The sequence below is a fragment of the Pseudomonas sp. Emmai genome (genome assembly GCF_055179735.1).
Genome location: NZ_CM143685.1, coordinates 890,074 through 906,339 on the forward strand (window position 1 = coordinate 890,074; position 16,266 = coordinate 906,339).

At 61.3% G+C, this 16,266-nt stretch carries 12 protein-coding genes; 7 read left to right on the top strand and 5 right to left on the bottom strand.

Features of this window, described 5'->3' with window-relative positions; translation table 11 throughout:
• Positions 1-6 precede the first annotated feature (6 nt).
• A complete protein-coding gene (gene parC, locus ACY4LX_RS03945; RefSeq protein ID WP_169371899.1) occupies positions 7-2,274 on the top strand; it encodes a DNA topoisomerase IV subunit A in 2,268 nt (755 codons plus the stop codon).
• Positions 2,275-2,450: 176 nt separating this feature from the next.
• Entirely contained in the window at positions 2,451-3,164 is a 714-nt protein-coding gene (locus tag ACY4LX_RS03950) for a PqiC family protein (RefSeq protein WP_133840556.1), read from the top strand.
• A 306-nt stretch (positions 3,165-3,470) separates the two neighbouring features.
• On the opposite strand, the gene ACY4LX_RS03955 is transcribed toward ACY4LX_RS03950, so the two are convergent.
• The gene (locus ACY4LX_RS03955) at positions 3,471-4,997 is read right to left on the bottom strand and encodes an AhpA/YtjB family protein (RefSeq protein ID WP_149659261.1); all 1,527 of its coding nucleotides are present in this window, start codon (positions 4,995-4,997) and stop codon (positions 3,471-3,473) included.
• Between the two features lie 135 nt (positions 4,998-5,132).
• Here ACY4LX_RS03955 and serB point away from each other — a divergent pair, with 135 nt between their 5' ends.
• A complete protein-coding gene (gene serB, locus ACY4LX_RS03960) occupies positions 5,133-6,347 on the top strand; it encodes a phosphoserine phosphatase SerB (protein WP_054053330.1) in 1,215 nt (404 codons plus the stop codon).
• Positions 6,348-6,520: 173 nt separating this feature from the next.
• Here serB and ACY4LX_RS03965 read toward each other — a convergent pair whose 3' ends face one another.
• Positions 6,521-8,302 (bottom strand): molecular chaperone, encoded by a 1,782-nt coding sequence (locus ACY4LX_RS03965; RefSeq protein ID WP_149659262.1) that lies wholly within the window; start codon positions 8,300-8,302, stop codon positions 6,521-6,523.
• Positions 8,303-8,501: 199 nt separating this feature from the next.
• On the opposite strand from ACY4LX_RS03965, the gene ACY4LX_RS03970 reads away from it, so the two are divergent.
• On the top strand, positions 8,502-8,903 hold the full coding sequence (locus tag ACY4LX_RS03970) for a lectin OAA family protein (protein ID WP_042932429.1): 402 nt from the start codon (positions 8,502-8,504) through the stop codon (positions 8,901-8,903).
• 282 nt (positions 8,904-9,185) lie between these two features.
• Here the strand turns inward: ACY4LX_RS03970 and asd are convergent, their stop codons facing one another.
• Genes asd through ACY4LX_RS03985 form a run of 3 tightly spaced genes read right to left on the bottom strand, consistent with a single transcriptional unit; the run spans position 9,186 to position 12,461 of the window.
• Entirely contained in the window at positions 9,186-10,046 is an 861-nt protein-coding gene (gene asd, locus ACY4LX_RS03975) for an archaetidylserine decarboxylase (RefSeq protein ID WP_149659263.1), read from the bottom strand.
• An 18-nt stretch (positions 10,047-10,064) separates the two neighbouring features.
• The gene (rhdA, locus tag ACY4LX_RS03980; RefSeq protein WP_463259229.1) at positions 10,065-10,880 is read right to left on the bottom strand and encodes a thiosulfate sulfurtransferase; all 816 of its coding nucleotides are present in this window, start codon (positions 10,878-10,880) and stop codon (positions 10,065-10,067) included.
• 42 nt (positions 10,881-10,922) lie between these two features.
• The gene (locus ACY4LX_RS03985; protein ID WP_463259230.1) at positions 10,923-12,461 is read right to left on the bottom strand and encodes an HDOD domain-containing protein; all 1,539 of its coding nucleotides are present in this window, start codon (positions 12,459-12,461) and stop codon (positions 10,923-10,925) included.
• A gap of 166 nt (positions 12,462-12,627) precedes the next feature.
• Here ACY4LX_RS03985 and motA point away from each other — a divergent pair, with 166 nt between their 5' ends.
• The 3 genes from motA to ACY4LX_RS04000 all read left to right on the top strand — a co-directional run bounded on the left by motA (position 12,628) and on the right by ACY4LX_RS04000 (position 15,785).
• Positions 12,628-13,479 (top strand): flagellar motor stator protein MotA, encoded by an 852-nt coding sequence (motA, locus tag ACY4LX_RS03990; protein ID WP_149659266.1) that lies wholly within the window; start codon positions 12,628-12,630, stop codon positions 13,477-13,479.
• A gap of 3 nt (positions 13,480-13,482) precedes the next feature.
• Positions 13,483-14,532, top strand: a complete 1,050-nt coding sequence (gene motB / locus ACY4LX_RS03995; protein ID WP_463259231.1) for a flagellar motor protein MotB — start codon at positions 13,483-13,485, stop codon at positions 14,530-14,532.
• Positions 14,533-14,618: 86 nt separating this feature from the next.
• The gene (locus tag ACY4LX_RS04000; protein ID WP_463259232.1) at positions 14,619-15,785 is read left to right on the top strand and encodes a sterol desaturase family protein; all 1,167 of its coding nucleotides are present in this window, start codon (positions 14,619-14,621) and stop codon (positions 15,783-15,785) included.
• The last annotated feature ends 481 nt before the right edge of the window (positions 15,786-16,266 follow it).

The following is a 16,266-nucleotide window of genomic DNA, read 5'->3' on the forward strand; positions in this document are numbered from 1 at the left end:
GCCCGCATGAGCGACTCCCTTGATCTCAGCCTGGACGGTGTAGAGCGCCGGTCACTGGCTGACTTCACCGAAAATGCCTACCTCAACTATTCCATGTACGTGATCATGGACCGTGCCTTGCCGCATATCGGCGACGGCCTGAAACCGGTACAGCGGCGCATCATCTATGCGATGAGCGAGTTGGGGCTGGACGCCGATTCCAAGCACAAGAAATCGGCGCGTACCGTCGGTGACGTGCTCGGTAAATTCCACCCCCACGGCGATTCGGCGTGCTACGAAGCCATGGTCCTGATGGCCCAGCCGTTCAGCTATCGCTACACGCTGGTGGACGGCCAGGGCAACTGGGGTGCGCCGGATGATCCCAAGTCCTTCGCCGCCATGCGTTACACCGAAGCGCGGTTGTCCCGTTATTCCGAAGTGCTGCTCAGCGAATTGGGCCAGGGCACCGCGGACTGGGGCCCGAACTTCGACGGCACCCTCGACGAGCCTCTGGTGTTGCCGGCGCGTTTGCCGAACATCCTGCTCAATGGCACCACCGGTATTGCCGTGGGCATGGCCACCGACGTGCCGCCGCACAACCTGCGGGAAGTCGCGACGGCGTGTGTGCGTTTGCTCGATGAGCCGAAAGCCACGGTCGAACAGCTCTGCGAACACATCCAGGGCCCGGATTACCCGACCGAAGCGGAAATCATCACCCCCCGCGCCGACCTGCTGAAAATGTACGAAACCGGCAAGGGCTCGGTGCGTATGCGCGCCGTGTACCACATCGAAGACGGCGACATCATTGTCACCGCGCTGCCGCATCAGGTATCTGGTGCCAAGGTGCTGGAGCAGATCGCGGCGATGATGCAGGCCAAGCCGTCCAAGGCCCCGCAAATCGCCGACCTGCGTGACGAATCGGACCACGAAAACCCGTGCCGGATCGTGATCATCCCCGGCGCGCGCAAGAACTTTGACCACGATGCCTTGATGACCCACCTGTTCGCCAGCACCGAGCTGGAGTCGAGCTACCGGGTCAACATCAACATCATTGGCCTGGACGGCAAGCCACAGCTGAAAAACCTGCGGGCGTTGCTGGTCGAGTGGCTGGAGTTCCGGGTGCAGACCGTGCGTCGTCGCCTGCAATTTCGCCTCGACAAGGTCGAGCGTCGCCTGCACCTGTTGGACGGTTTGTTGATTGCTTACCTCAACCTGGATGAAGTGATCCACATCATCCGCACCGAGGAGCACCCGAAAGCCGCGCTGATCGCCCGTTTCGCCCTGAGCGAAATCCAGGCCGACTACATTCTCGACACCCGTTTGCGTCAGTTGGCGCGACTGGAAGAGATGAAGCTGCGTGCCGAGCAAGATGAACTGCTCAAGGAACAAGCCAAGCTGCAAGCCTTGCTGAGCAGCGAAGCCAAGTTGAAAAAACTGGTCCGCACCGAGCTGATCAAGGACGCCGAAACCTATGGCGACGACCGCCGTTCGCCAATCGTCGAACGCGCCGAAGCCAAGGCCCTGACCGAACACGACCTGCTGCCGAACGAAAAAGTGACGGTGGTGCTGTCGGAAAAAGGCTGGGTTCGCTCGGCCAAGGGGCACGAGATCGACGCCACCGGGCTGTCGTACAAGGCCGGGGATGGCTTCAAGGCGTTGGCGCCGGGGCGTTCCAACCAGTTTGCGGTGTTTATCGACTCCACCGGTCGCAGCTATTCGGTGCCGTCGCACACCTTGCCATCGGCCCGTGGCCAGGGCGAACCGTTGACCGGTCGTCTGACGCCACCGCCAGGCGCGACCTTCGAATGCGTGCTGATGCCGGAAGACGACTCGCTGTACGTGATCGCCTCCGACGCCGGTTACGGTTTTGTGGTCAAGGGTGAAGACTTCCAGGCCAAGAACAAGGCCGGCAAGGCGCTGCTGAGCTTGCCGAACAATTCGAAGGTCATCCTGCCGCGGCCGGTGGCTGATCGTGAGAACAACTGGCTGGCTTCGGTCACGACCGAAGGTCGCCTGCTGATCTTCAAGATCAGCGACCTGCCACAATTAGGTAAGGGCAAAGGCAACAAGATCATCGGCATCTCCGGTGAGCGTGTTGCCAGCCGCGAAGAATACGTCACAGACATCGCCGTTCTGCCGGAAGGTGCCACCTTGGTGCTGCAGGCCGGAAAACGTACCTTGTCACTGAAAGCAGACGATCTCGAACACTACAAAGGTGAGCGAGGACGTCGTGGTAACAAATTGCCACGTGGCTTCCAGAGGGTAGATGCGCTGCTCGTCGAAAACCTCAATTAGGCGTGCTAGAGGCGCGGATCTACGATTTAACCCGTAGATCGGCGCTTTGCCGCTGGAGTCGGAACGCATATTCACGGATGATATGGCCTTTCAAGCGCCGGCGTGGCCGAGCGTTCTTCATATTTATTGAGTATTTTCACTGTGGTTAGCCTTGTGGCAACCACCTGGATGGGACGATGACTGCTCTGCGCCTTCCGTTAATTTTGATGCTCGCTGGCGTTCTTGGCCTGGCGGGTTGCAGCGTTCACCAACCGGTGTCGCTGTATCAGCTGGACAGCGGAAGTCCGGCTCAGCCTGCGCAAAGCGCGGGCATGGCTGTACTGCTTGGCCCGGTAACCATTGCCGACTACCTGCAACGCGAAACCTTGCTGCAGCGTCAGCCGGATGGCAGCCTCCAGGCTTCGTCCGATGGGCGTTGGGCGGGCAGCCTGTCTTCGGACATCGATCAGTTGCTGCTGCGTCAGGTTGCCGGTCATCTGGACAGTCAACGCGTAGTGCTGGCACCGGCAACCTTGGGGTTTACCCCGGATGTTCAGGTGCTGCTGACGATCACGCGCCTGGATTCGGGTGAGTCGCAACCGGCGATCCTGGATGCGCAATGGCGCTTGATCGACCGTCGTGGCCAGGTTCGCGATAACCGCATCATTCATCTGCAAGAGCAACATGCAGGCGGGACGGCGGCGCAGGTTCAAGCGCAAGGTGTGCTGGTGCAGCGTCTGGCCGAGCAATTGTCAGTGGCGCTGAAGCCATTGGCCAACCAGCCGCCGATTGCCGAGGCACCGCGTAAAAAGGAGCCCAAGCCTGTGGCTCCGGCCGCCGAGCAAGACAAACAGCCGAAGATCCCGATGGCCTCGCCGATTCGGACCGATATGGAAGTGTTCAGGTTCTGAGCCTGGATTGATCCGACACAAAGCCTGCAGAGATGCGGGCTTTGTTGTTTCTGCGGATTGGAGAGCTGATCGTTCCCACGCTCTGCGTGGGAATGCAGCCCGTGACGCTCCGCGTCACATCGGTACCGGACGTCGCCTATGAGGTGAGGCTGGAACGCGGAGCGTCCCTGGAGGCATTCCCACGCAGAGCGTGGGAACGATCAGTGAACCCTGTAGGAGCGAGGCTTGCCCGCGAAGGGGCCAGCGAGAACAACAAAAAAGCCCGCCGACAATCACTTGTCGGCGGGCTTTTTCACAGCAGGGCTTTTACGCCCGGCGCTCATGCATCCGCGCCAGTTGCCGCTCCAGCATCGACGGATAAGGCTCCATCAACCGCTCGACACAGCAAGCCCCCTCAGGGCTGGCGATCGGCCGGATCCGCGCACGCTGGCGGATCAGGGCGTCGTCGCCGATCTTGCGCTCCACCAGCAGCAGGTTGCGGCTGTGTTGCGACAGGGCCAGGGCGTCCTGGGCCGACTCGGTCAGCAGCAGGTCGATCTGGCTCAGGCCGAACAACTCGTCGCCCAGGGTCAGGCCCAGTTGCAATTGCAGGGTGATGCCGCTGTCGGCGACTTCGATCTGCAACTGGTGGCCCAGGGCGCGCAGCAACTCACCGCAGCAGATCGCGTTGGTCAGGTAGTCGTCGCCGCTGTCTTCGGTGTGGAACAGCATCAGCGTGCTGCCATCGTTCAGGGTGTGCAGTTCGCTCTGATACAGCGACGCCGCCTGGTCAAGGCAGTCACGGTAACGTTTGAGCAGTTCCTCAAGGCGCGTGCGGGGCAGGCGACGCAGTTGATCCTGAGCGCCCAGTTGCACGGCGAGCACCGCGCTGTGCTGCGGCACGTTGGAAACCGCCGGTTTGGCCAGGGTGATCGGCGCGTTGTCTGCCGACTCGTCACGCAGGTCGGCGAACGCGTCATCGTCGTCATCGTCTTCGACGGTGCTGACACTGCGCTTTGGCGCAGGCTTAAGGCTGGCCACCGGCTTGGTTTCATCAAAACTTGGATCGCGCAGGTTACGCACTTCGAAGGCTGGATCAGCCTCTTCGTCGTAATCGACGTCGTCGAATTCAGGCTCCGGCACGGGCTCAGGCTCGGCCGGCTCCGGGGCGAAGTTGGCGTGCAACTGACGGGCGAGATCGCCGATTTCATCCTGACGCTCGATGGCCGGGGTGTATTCGTCGATATTGCGCAGCCACACCCGCAATTGCATCAGCGGCGTGGAGATGTGGCGACCCAGGCGCAGGCTCAAGGCCAGGGACAGTGCCAGCAAAATCGCACTCAGGATGCCCATGCTTTGCAGACTGATGGTCATCGGCTGCTGGAACTGATCCATGTCCAGGCTGATGCGCAGTTGCCCGGCGGTCACGTCCTGGAAGGTGATTTTGCTCTCATACATGCCTTCGGCTTCGCCCAACAGGCTGTGCTTGGGGCGCTGGCCGGACTCGGCGAGGATGCGGTTGTCCACGCTGTAGATAGCGGCGTGGGCCACCAGCTTGTTCTTGGTCAGGTTGTTGAGCAGCACGTTGAGGCTGAGGATGTCGTTGGACACCAGCAACTCGGTGGCCGAGGTGGCGGTCTGCGTGGTCAGGCTTTCGCCCAGCGCATCGGCCTGCTCGTGCATGGCCTGCTTGAACTGCAAACCCATCACACAGGCATAAATCACCAGGGCCAGAGCGACCAGGATCACGTTATGGCTGGCAATGCGCAATGCAATCGGTACACGGCGGTGGCGCAGTGCCCGGAAGATCAGCAGGAAGAAGTTATCGGTTTTTACTGGCGTGGGCCGGTTCACTTGAGCTCGGCTCTTTTGTCCGTGAAGTTGACGCGCAGTATAGCGACAGGCCCTAGACCGGCAAAGCGCTGACGGTGCCCGATGGTCACTGAAAGTGGGTAGAATGCGGTTTTTTTCCACCTGCGGGGGTGCGCCTTGCGCGAAATCGTCCTGATAAACATCACGGGAGTCGACCGACCGGGTCTGACTGCGGCCATTACCGGCGTTCTGGCCCAGGGTGGTGTGAACATTCTCGACATTGGTCAGGCGGTGATCCACGACACCCTGTCGTTCGGCATCCTGGTTGAAATTCCTGACACCGAGCAAGGCAAGTCGGTGCTCAAGGACATCCTGTTCAAGGGTTACGAACTCGACCAACAGGTGCGTTTCACCCCGGTGTCCGAAGAGGATTACCAGCAGTGGGTCGGCAATCAGGGCAAAAAACGCCATATCGTCACCCTGTTGACCCGCAAGGTCACCGCCGGGCAATTACAGGCTGTGAGCTCGATCACCGCCAAATACGGGCTGAACATCGACCATATCGATCGCTTGTCCGGGCGCATGCCCCTGGACACCCCGGCCGACAAGGGCAAGGGCTGCATCGAGTTCTCCGTGCGTGGCGAAGCGGCCGATCCGCAGGCCCTGCGCGCTGAATTCCTCAGCGTCGCCCAGGAACTGAACGTCGACATCGCCTTCCAGGAAGATTCGCTGTTCCGCCGTAACCGGCGCCTGGCGGTGTTTGACATGGACTCGACCTTGATCGAAGCCGAAGTCATCGACGAACTGGCCAAGGCTGCTGGCGTGGGCGATCAAGTCTCCGAAATCACCGAGCGGGCCATGGCCGGTGAACTGGACTTCCGCGCCAGCTTCAAGGAGCGCCTGGCCCTGCTTAAAGGGCTGGACGTTAGCGTGCTGGACTCCATCGGCGCCTCGCTGCGCCTGACCGAGGGCGCCGAAACCCTGTTCGCCGAACTCAAGCGCCTGGGCTACAAGACCGCGATCCTGTCCGGCGGCTTCACCTACTTCGCCAAGCAGTTGCAGGCGAAATTGGGCATCGACTACGTGTTCGCCAACGAGCTGGAAGTGGTGGACGGCAAGGTGACGGGCGTGGCGGTCGAGCCGATTGTCGATGCCCAGCGCAAGGCCGATCTGCTGAAAGAGCTGGCGCACAAGGAAGGTTTGCGGCTGGAGCAGACCATCGCGGTCGGCGACGGCGCGAATGATTTGCCGATGCTGGCGATTGCCGGGTTGGGCGTGGCGTTCCGCGCCAAGCCGTTGGTGAAGCAGTCAGCGAAGCAGGCGATTTCGACGCTTGGGTTGGATGGGGTGTTGTATTTGTTGGGCTTCAGGGATCGTGATGGGCAGCTCTGAGTTCTTGGTTTCCTGAGCGGTCCTCTGTGGCGAGGGGGCTTGCCCCCGTTCGGCTGCGTAGCAGACGCAAAACCTGTAAATGCGTTGTGCCTGAAATAACTCGATGGCAGGTTTGGGGCCGCTTCGCGACCCAACGGGGGCAAGCCCCCTCGCCACAGGGGTTTATGTCTCTCTTAAAGCGACTTCCACAACGAATCAAAATCCTCTTCCGCCCCGACCACGCCGCTCCCCGGGTTGTTTTCGGTTTTGCTCGCCTCCAGCGAGCGATAAGCAAACTGGTTGAAACTGTTGGTGCTCGACACCCGCCGATCCAGCCCGGCGCGGCGTTCCTGGCCGTTGGTGTTGATCAGCACCTTGTTGCCTTCCTGGAACGGCAAACGCGGGGCCAGCAGGGTGGCGGGCAGATCAATCGCGCTGATCGCCGGTAGCAACAAGCCGCGCAGATACTGACTGTGATCGTCCCGGGTGCGCACCAGTTGCAAGCCGCAGGGCTCGGCATACGGCGCGACCTGCTCGATGCCCATCTGGGTCCCTCCGCCCCGCACCTGGCGAATCCAGCGCACCACGGCGATGCTCCAGCCCTGGCCAGCAGCGTCTTCGATGCCGACCATTTCCCCGGCTTGCAGCTCGGGCGGCACGGCGCCGGGCCATGCCAGGCAATAACCGCCGGGGCTGTGGTTGATCACCGGCAAGGCGTAGGTCGGGAAGTGCCGGTTGCGGTCGGCGGCTTCGTGGCTGTCGTCGTTCTGCAACGTCGGGTATTCGATTTCTTCGTAGGGCAGCAGGTCGTTAGCGGTGCCATTGGGCCCGGCGTCGAACGCCTGACTCCAGTTGTCCTTGCCGCCGGCCGGTGCCGTCGCCGCAAACTGCGCCAGTCGCCCGGCGGGGTTTTTCAGGATGTCGCTGAACGAACGTTGCCCGCCCAGGTAGAAGTGCAACGCGCTCATGCCCACGCACAGGGTCAAGGTGCCGTTGCCGGCGGTGCGCTGGAAACTGCGCTCGGCGGCCTGGCCCCAGGCGGCGTTCAAGTGTTGCAAGGTATCGAGGTTCAGCCCGGTCGGGACGGGCAACGCGGTGTCGGTCGGGTTCAGCAGCCGGGCCTCGATGGCGGCCACCAGCGGCTGCGGATCAATTCCCAGCAAACTCGCCTGCTGCTCGGCGCGGAACTTGGACCGATAGCGTGGCCCGACATCGAGTTCCGGCGCCACCGCAAACAGCTCATTGCCCGGTTTGCCGGGGTGCAACTTGATCCATTTGCTCCAGGGTTCCAGCACCTCGGCGAGGCGGGCGATCTGGTTCTGGCGCAGTTGATTGCAGCGTGAGGCGCCCAGCAGCAGGGCGGCCACGTAGGTCTGCTCGATGCTCAGGTCGGGGGTCTCGCTGGCCAGTTCATCGCGCACGCTGATGTTTTGCAGCCGATGCTCGCAGCCGATTCGATACAACTGATGCAGCTCCAGCCACACCCCTTCCGGCACCGGGCAATACAGCTGGGTAGCGCGGATCAACGGGCCGTTCAGGCAATGGATCGCCCGTTGCAACGCCTGGGTCAGCAGCGGCGCGCGGTCCTTGCTGAAGCGTGGGGCGATGCGCATGACGATCTGTTTGTAGCCGATTGCCAAATGACTTTGCAGCGCCTGGCAGAGGTTGGCGATCTTGCGCGAACGCTCGTCGAGGACAATCGCCTGATGCAGGAAATGCCGCTCCAGGTGCTTGCAGACGTAATACACCTCGGGGCGCAGCAGTTCGAGCAATTGCAGGCGATTATCGCTGGGGGTCAGCAATTGATTGAGTTCGCTCAAGCCTTGATACAACTGGCGAGCGGTTTCGCCAATGTTGGCTTTGGGCAGGTTGGCGATCCAGCGCTTGAGGTCGCGCGGGGTGGCTTCGCAGAACGACAGGCGCAAGCCGGCGGGGATCGGTGCGCGCAGCAACAGTGTGGGCTTGTTCTCATTCATGCCGTGGAAAAACTCCAACCGGGAAATGGGCAGTGAATGGTCTGACTGTAGCACTTGCTGGTCGTTACCGTTTGTCTGCCAATTGAGTGAGGGCCGAGCGTCCGACTAATCTCTCAGGCGTGCGACTGGATACGCACAGTCGTACGGCCTGCTGCCTACGCAGAGCAGGTCTCTTTGTAACTTCAAGGAGATGAGGTTCATGTCTAGATACGTAGTGGCAAATCAATGGGGCGGTAGTTCGGCACCCTGGCATCCCGGTGGAGACTGGACGCTGGGCGCGCGGGACAACCAGAACGTTGTCGCGATCGAGATCAAGTCAGGCGATGGCGGCAAGAGTTTCACCGGCACCATGACGTATGCGGGTGAAGGTCCCATTGGCTTCAAGGCTCAGCGCACGGGCCAGAACCAGTACAACGTTGAAAATCAGTGGGGCGGCAACGACGCTCCATGGCACCCGGGTGGCAAGTGGGTCATCGGTGGTCGCGATAATCAGAACGTTGTGGCGTTGAGCGTGACCTCCAGCGATGGAGGGAAAAACCTCAGTGGCACCAATACCTACGCCAACGAAGGGCCGATCGGCTTCCGTGGACAGATAGAGTAACGGCACCACCGAGTGGTATCCGCCCCTTCGAAGACGTTCGAAAGGGCGGAACTGTGGTGAATGCCAGTCAGTGTAGAAGTGGAGCGCCGCAACCCATGTAGGTGCGAGCTTGTGTGGCGAGGGGGCTTGCCCCCGTTCGACTGCGAAGCAGTCGTAAAACCAATCGGTGCTTCTATATTTAGATCGCGTTGACTCGTTTTCAGGTGCGCTTCGCGCCCCAACGGGGGCAAGCCCCCTCGCCACAAAGGCTCGCCCGCAGGTTCTTCATTCGGCCATCCGGGATCAGGCGTTCGGCAAACCCAAAGCCTGGCCCATCTGCACCGGCGACGTCGCGCCGAGGCCTTCGACCCATTTCACTTGATCCGGCCCGAACAGCACGACCGCCGTCGAACCCAGTTTGAAGCGACCCAGTTCCGCACCTTTCTCCAGATGGATTGGCGCACGGGCGGCTTCGTCGTAGCGGAAAGTTTTCAGCTCGCGTTTCGGCGGCGTGACCAGCCCGGCCCACACGGTTTCAATCGATGCCACGATCATCGCGCCCACCAGCACCACGGCCATCGGCCCGCGTTCGGTGTCGAAGATGCACGCCACACGCTCGTTGCGGGCGAACAGCTCGGGGACGTTTTCGGCGGTGGTCTGGTTGACCGAGAAGATCCGGCCCGGGATGTAGACCATCTCGCGCAGGGTGCCGGCCAGCGGCATGTGCACGCGGTGGTAGTCCTTCGGCGACAGGTAGATCGTCGCGAAATCACCGCCCATGAACGGCGCGGCATTCGCGGTATCGCCACCCAGCAATTCCAGCACGCTGAAGCTGTGGCCCTTGGCCTGGAAGACGCGACCGTGTTCGATCGGGCCGAGTTGGCTGACCGCACCGTCGGCCGGGCTGAGGATCGCGCCCGGGGTTTCGTCCAGCGGCCGCGCGCCGTCTTTCAAGGCGCGGGTGAAGAACGCGTTGAAGTGCTCGTAGGCGGTCAGGTCTTCGACCAGCGCCTGGGACATGTCCACCTGATAACGCTTGGCGAACCACGCGGTGAAGGCATTCTTGAACCAGCGCACGCGGCATTCGGCGACGCAGCCGGCCAGTCGCGAGAGCAAGTGGTGAGGCAGCAGGTATTGGCTGAGGATAAACAGACGCTTATTCATTAACTGTCCTTAAAAACCTTAAATCTCTACGGGGGTGTCGGGATGGTTGCCCCATTCGCCCCAGGAGCCGGCGTAGCCTTTGACCCGCGGATAACCGAGGGACTTGGCCACTAGATAAGTGAAGCCAGAGCGGTGGTGGGTCTGGCAGTGAGTGATGATTTCTTTGTCTTTGGTGATGCCGAGTTGTTCGAGGATCTTCGGCATGTCGGTACGGATGCGCAGGTGACGCGACTGATCCATGCCGGCGGTCCATTCAAAATTGACGGCGCCCGGAATGTGCCCGGCCTTGGCCGCCAGCACTTTCTCGCCGGAGTACTCCAGCGGTCCACGGGCATCCCAGATCGCCAGGTCGGCGGCGCCGAGACGGCTTTGCAGGTACTCGCGGGTGGCGGTGGGTTCGTCGTGCAAGGTCAGTTTGACCGGGCCGCCGACCGGGGCCGGGACCTGGATCGACATCGGCAAGCCCGCCGCCAGCCAGGCTGGCAGGCCACCGTCGATGTAGTGATATTTGTTGTGGCCGATCACATCCAGCAACCAGATGAAACGCCCGGCCCAACCGCCGCCTTCGTCGTCATACACCACGTAGACCGCATCGGGGTTGTGGCCCAGTTCGCCGAACAATGTTTCAAGGGCCGCGTGGGTCGGCAGCAAGCCAGGCGCCGGAGCCTGGCCGAGCTGGGTGCGTTTCGGATCGACAAACCGCGCGCCGGGCAAATGCCCTTCGGTGTAGCGGGCGCTGCTGGTCAGGTCCACCAGAATCAGTTCGCGGGCGTCGAGGCGCGGGAGCAAGTCGCTCGGCTCGATCACCAGCGGCAAGCCAGAGAAGTCAGACATGTGAGGTCTCCAGGGCGAAAAAGGGAGGATTGTAGCGCAGCATCATTGGCCGCGGCTGCTAAAGGTACTCAGTGCCTTTTCGATGCACTGCGCGGTTTTGCCAAAGGCTTGCACGGTAATTTCCGAGAACGGCCCGCCACCCTGGTCCGCCACCACAATCATGATCACCCGGCCATTGTTGACCAGTGAGCGCAACAGCAAGTGTTCGCCGCTGAACTGCGAACGCAGGCTGGCGGGCAGCAGGGCGGAGAACTGGGCATTGTTGGCCGGCGTCAGGCGTACTTGGGCCTGCTGCGAGAGCAAACGCTGCAACACGCTGCTCTGGCTGACCAGGAAATTCAGGCCGGCGGCTTCTTTCGGCAACCCGGCGGTCTGGTGCACCCGCAGATTGGCGTGGGTGCGGTCGGCCATCAGGATCATCACCCGTCGCATGCCGCAGGCCACCAGTGCATCCCGGGCCGAGGTGGTCAGGTGCATCGCGTTGGAGAAGCGGCTCGGTTCCACCAGCAGCTCGGCGCATTGTTTGCGCCAATGGCTCAAATCTTCAGTGGTCGGTGCCGGGGCCGGCAGCAACCCGGCGTGAATACGGTTCATGCCCCACGGCCACAGCAGCGAAACCGCCGGGTGCCACAGATCCGGCATCGCATGCTGGCGGGCGCTGTTGGCGGCCTGTTGGTGCAACTGTTGCTGTACTTCGTCCATCGATATTTGCAGATAAAGACTGGTCAGGTACTGCCAGCGCTCAGCGTGCGGACAGTCCCAGGCCTGTTGCGCCGACAGCGCCAGACCGTTGGCCAGCAGCACGGTGTTGGCCGGCTGATTGAGCCAGCGGCGCAGGGTAGGATCGTCGTCGAGGCGGTTTTGCTGACGCAGCGGGTGCTCGCTGTCCCGGGCGATGCGCAGCACTTTGACCAATTCCCGCTGCTCGTTGAGCAGCAGGCGATAACCCTGTTGCACCCAGATCGGCAGCCGCCAGAGGTCCACCAGTGCCAGGCAGATTTCCAGCAGGCGTACGCCGAACAACTGCTTTTCGACTTTGCGCGCCGACTCGCCTTTATGGATGACCCGCAGTTCCCACTCTTCGAGCAAATGCGGGTGCGTCAGCGCCATTGGCCACAGCGGCGAGAGAAACAGCAGGCTGCCCCAATGAATGTCCTGCCACAGCCGCGCCAGGCGATTGGCGAAGAAGCCGTTGGCCTGTTGCGTCGCGTGCTGGCTGATCAGTTGCAGCTGGCGCAGGGCCTTGGGGATCTCGGATTGCGGTTCGGCGGGCAGGCGATCGAGCAGTTCTTCGGTGCGTTTCAGGCCGAGGCGATTGAGCGCCACGTCGAGGTTTTCCGCCGGCTCCGTCATGCTGCCGTGGGTGTGGCGGTTGGCCTCGCGAATCACGCTCAAGGCCAGGGCCGGGCTTTCCTGCATCAATTCGGCAATGTCGCGCAACGAGCTGCGGTTATTGCGAATGGCTTTGCAGACCCGGTCGTGACTCTCTTGCGGAACCGGCAGGCGCACGCCATCAAGAAGCTTGACCCAGCCTTCGAGAGTGGTCGGTTTTGGAGGTGGAACGTTCGTTTCGTTAGCCATGGCTGGACGGGATCATCATTGGCTGTAAACACGCCCGGCGCGGGCTAAATTGGCTTTTCGCCTGAACTGGCTATAGTCTGGCGCAGTTTTGCCGATAAGTAGAAGAAGAGATTTTTTAACTTCCGAATATGACCTTGAACCCGACTCAGTAAGTGCTCTCCTACCTATGGCTAAAATAATCGGCATCATCGTCGTATTCGCGAGCGTGCTCGGCGGATACGTGCTTTCCCATGGCAAAATCGCCGCCCTGATTCAGCCCTTCGAGGTGATGATCATCGGTGGTGCGGCCCTCGGTGCATTCCTGCAGGCCAACCCCGGCTACATGACCATGCACGTGCTCAAGAAATCCTTGAGCATGTTCAGTTCGCGTTTCAACCACACCTTCTATCTTGAAGTGCTGGGCCTGATCTACGAGATCCTCAACAAGAGCCGTCGCGAAGGCATGATGGCCATCGAAGGCGACATCGAAGATGCCGCTGCGAGCCCGATCTTCGCCAAGTACCCGACAGTCTTGAAAGACGAACGCATGACCGCGTTCATCTGCGACTACCTGCGCATCATGTCCTCCGGCAACATGGCTCCCCATGAGCTGGAAGGCCTGTTCGACATGGAACTCTACAGCCTCAAGGAAGACCTGGAGCACCCGTCCCACGCGGTGAACGGCATTGCCGACGCCATGCCCGGTTTCGGTATCGTCGCGGCGGTACTCGGTATCGTGGTGACCATGGCCTCCCTGGGCGAAGGCGACCAGAAAGCCATCGGCATGCACGTAGGTGCGGCGCTGGTCGGTACCTTCTTCGGTATTCTCGCGGCCTACGGTTTCTTCGGCCCGCTGGCCCATTCCCTGGCCCACGATGCCAAGGAAGAACTGAACGTCTACGAAGCCATCAAGGCCTCGCTGGTTGCCTCCGCTTCCGGCATGCCGCCATCGTTGGCGGTGGAGTTCGGGCGCAAGGTTCTGTACCCGGCGCACCGTCCTAGCTTCGCTGAGCTGGAACAAGCGGTTCGCGGTCGTTAAGCCATGGAAAATAACCAGCCGATAATCATCAAGCGCGTCAAGCGCATCGCCGGCGGGCATCACGGGGGCGCCTGGAAAATCGCCTTCGCTGACTTCGCCACGGCGATGATGGCGTTCTTCCTGGTGTTGTGGCTGCTGTCCACCGCCACGCCGGAACAGAAGATCGCCATCGCCGGTTACTTCAAAGACCCGGTCGGCTTCTCCGAAAGCGGCACGCCCTACATCATCGACCTGGGCGGCACGCCGACCCTGGCGCCGGAGAACACCCTCAACCCCGAGGTGAAATCCCAGCCCCAACCGGACAAAGTGACCGTCGATACCGATCAGGTCGAAGGCATGGCCGAACAGGTCGAGAAAGAACGCCTGGAATTGCTGCTGCAAGAACTGCAGAACAAGGTCGAAGAGAACCCGCAGTTGCAGAAGTTCAAGGACCAGATCCTGTTCGAGATCACGCCGAACGGCTTGCGCATCCAGATCATGGACGCGGATAACCGGCCGATGTTCGACTCGGGTTCGGCGCGCCTGAAACCGTATTTCGAAGACATCCTGCTGGCCATGGCCGACACCATTAAAGCGGTGCCGAACAAGATCAGCATCAGCGGCCATACCGACGCCAAGCCGTACACCGGCACCGGTGATTTCGGCAACTGGGAATTGTCGGCCAACCGCGCCAACGCCGCGCGCCGTGCCTTGGTGGCTGGCAGCTATCCGGAGTCGCAAGTGGCGCGGGTGGTGGGTTATGCGTCGTCGGCGTTGTTTGATCGGGAACATCCGTTCAACCCGGTCAATCGCCGGATCGACATTGTCGTGCTGACCAAGAAGGCACAGGCGGCCATCGAAGGGGCGCAAGGTGCCGATCCAACGACGCCGCCGGGGCAGGGCGCGCCGGGTGAAGCGCCAAACGCGCCAGCCACACCGGTTGATCCGAATGCGTTGCCTGCGGACAAGCAGCCGGTGCCGGCCCATGAGCTTCGCGAGCGGTTGAATCTGTTCGAGGACGCGGCGCCGAAGCCGGGTGATCCGGCTAAACCGGCGGAGCCACCCAAGCAATAACCTCAAAAAAGCCACGGTAATCGTGGCTTTTTTGTGTCTGGCGGCGTCACCACTGCACGTTTTTTTAGAATCAGGGAAGATCAGAGATGGAAAGACTCAAAGCCTATTTCCAGCGACACGGCAATGCGCCCTTCAAATTCGGTGAAGGCCGGGTCAGTGGCTACATCTCGGCCACGCTCGGGCTGCTGAGCCTGCTCGCAGTATTCTGCTTCCTGTTTCCCGAGTGGCTGACCACCGCCGAATTGCGCAAGGTCTACGACGAGCAGTTCGCACGCACCACGCTGTTGCTCGGGCTGGTGCTGTCGTTCAGCCTCGGCACCCTGAATATCCTGCTCAACAAGCGCAAGCGCCTGGGGATCACCGGGTTGGTGGCCTCGGGGCTGGCGGTGTTCCTCGGCGGCACCAATGTGCAGATCAGCTCGATCGGGCAGACCCCTTACTCGCTGGGGCTGGACTGGTTCGTCCTGGCCCTGCTGGTGTCGGCCATCGTTTTCATCCCCCTGGAAAAACTCTATTCCAAGGACCCCGAGCAAAACATCCTGCGCCCGCACTGGCGAACCGATCTGACCTATTTTTTCGTCAGCCACATGCTGGTGCAATTCATCCTGATCTTCATCACCGCCTCGTCGAGCTACGTGGCGGGTTGGGCGATGTCGTCGGATCTGCAGGCCAGCGTGCAAAGCCTGCCGCTTGTCGTACAGTTCTTCCTCGCCGTGCTGGTGGCCGACCTTGGTCAGTATTGGTTGCATCGTCTCTATCATGTGGTGCCGTGGCTGTGGCGCATCCACGCGGTGCATCACTCGAGCACGCACATGGATTGGCTTGCCGGTTCGCGGGTGCACTTTATCGAGATTCTGCTGACCCGTACCGGCGTGCTGGTGCCTCTGATGCTGCTGGGCTTTGCGCCGCAGGCGTTGAATGCCTATGTGATTCTGGTCGGCGTCCAGGCTGTGTTGGCTCATGCCAATGTGCGGATCAATGGTGGCTGGCTGAACTACGTGATGGTTTTGCCGCGTTATCACCATTGGCACCATGCGCGGCACAAGGATTACATCTACAAGAACTACGCGATTCACACGCCGTTGGTGGACATGCTGTTTGGTACGTTCAAGTTGCCCCCCAAGGAATGGCCGGTGCGCTACGGGGTGTTTGGCAAGGAGTTGCCGGGTGGGATTGTGCGTCAGCATCTTTATCCATTTCAGAAGCCTGAGCCGAAGGTCGTTGCGCCGAAGCCGCCGGCGGCGGTTTCCTGAGTTAGCGATGAAGCCGACAGTGATGTCGGCTTTTTTGTGCTTCTTCATTTTTCAACGTGGGCACGATCCCTGTAGGAGCGAGGCTTGCCCGCGAAGGCTTTGTGTCAGGCGCCGTGGTTTTTTGGGGGGGTACATATCCATTCCTGCGGTAACGGCCGCTTATGGTTTCGCTCTTACAGCGAGTCACTTTCGAGAAGCGCGAAAGTAACCAAAGCGCTTTTGCCCCTTTCGTTCGGTGCCTCGCTGTGGCTCGGCATGCCCTCGCTCCGGTCCTGCTTCGTGGGCCCGCCGCCATCGGCCATCCATGGCCGGGGGCGGCTAACCCGGCATCCATGCCGGGTTGCCCACTGCGCAGAACCTCCACTCGGCCTCTCGAGGGAGCGTGCACCGCAACAGCGCCGCGAGGCGGCCTGATAGCCGACCTGACTAGGGCGCGTGCGTTCTGCTGATCCATTTTCAGCGTGGGCACGATCCCTGTAGG

Bases quoted from the DNA above. Each gene is read 5' to 3' on its own strand.
- ACY4LX_RS03950 (WP_133840556.1), top strand. From the start codon at position 2,451: ATGACTGCTCTGCGCCTTCCGTTAATTTTGATGCTCGCTGGCGTTCTT.
- asd (WP_149659263.1), bottom strand. From the start codon at position 10,046: ATGAATAAGCGTCTGTTTATCCTCAGCCAATACCTGCTGCCTCACCAC.
- rhdA (WP_463259229.1), bottom strand. From the start codon at position 10,880: ATGTCTGACTTCTCTGGCTTGCCGCTGGTGATCGAGCCGAGCGACTTG.
- motA (WP_149659266.1), top strand. From the start codon at position 12,628: ATGGCTAAAATAATCGGCATCATCGTCGTATTCGCGAGCGTGCTCGGC.
- ACY4LX_RS03970 (WP_042932429.1), top strand. From the start codon at position 8,502: ATGTCTAGATACGTAGTGGCAAATCAATGGGGCGGTAGTTCGGCACCC.
- ACY4LX_RS03985 (WP_463259230.1), bottom strand. From the start codon at position 12,461: ATGGCTAACGAAACGAACGTTCCACCTCCAAAACCGACCACTCTCGAA.
- ACY4LX_RS04000 (WP_463259232.1), top strand. From the start codon at position 14,619: ATGGAAAGACTCAAAGCCTATTTCCAGCGACACGGCAATGCGCCCTTC.
- ACY4LX_RS03965 (WP_149659262.1), bottom strand. From the start codon at position 8,302: ATGAATGAGAACAAGCCCACACTGTTGCTGCGCGCACCGATCCCCGCC.
- parC (WP_169371899.1), top strand. From the start codon at position 7: ATGAGCGACTCCCTTGATCTCAGCCTGGACGGTGTAGAGCGCCGGTCA.
- motB (WP_463259231.1), top strand. From the start codon at position 13,483: ATGGAAAATAACCAGCCGATAATCATCAAGCGCGTCAAGCGCATCGCC.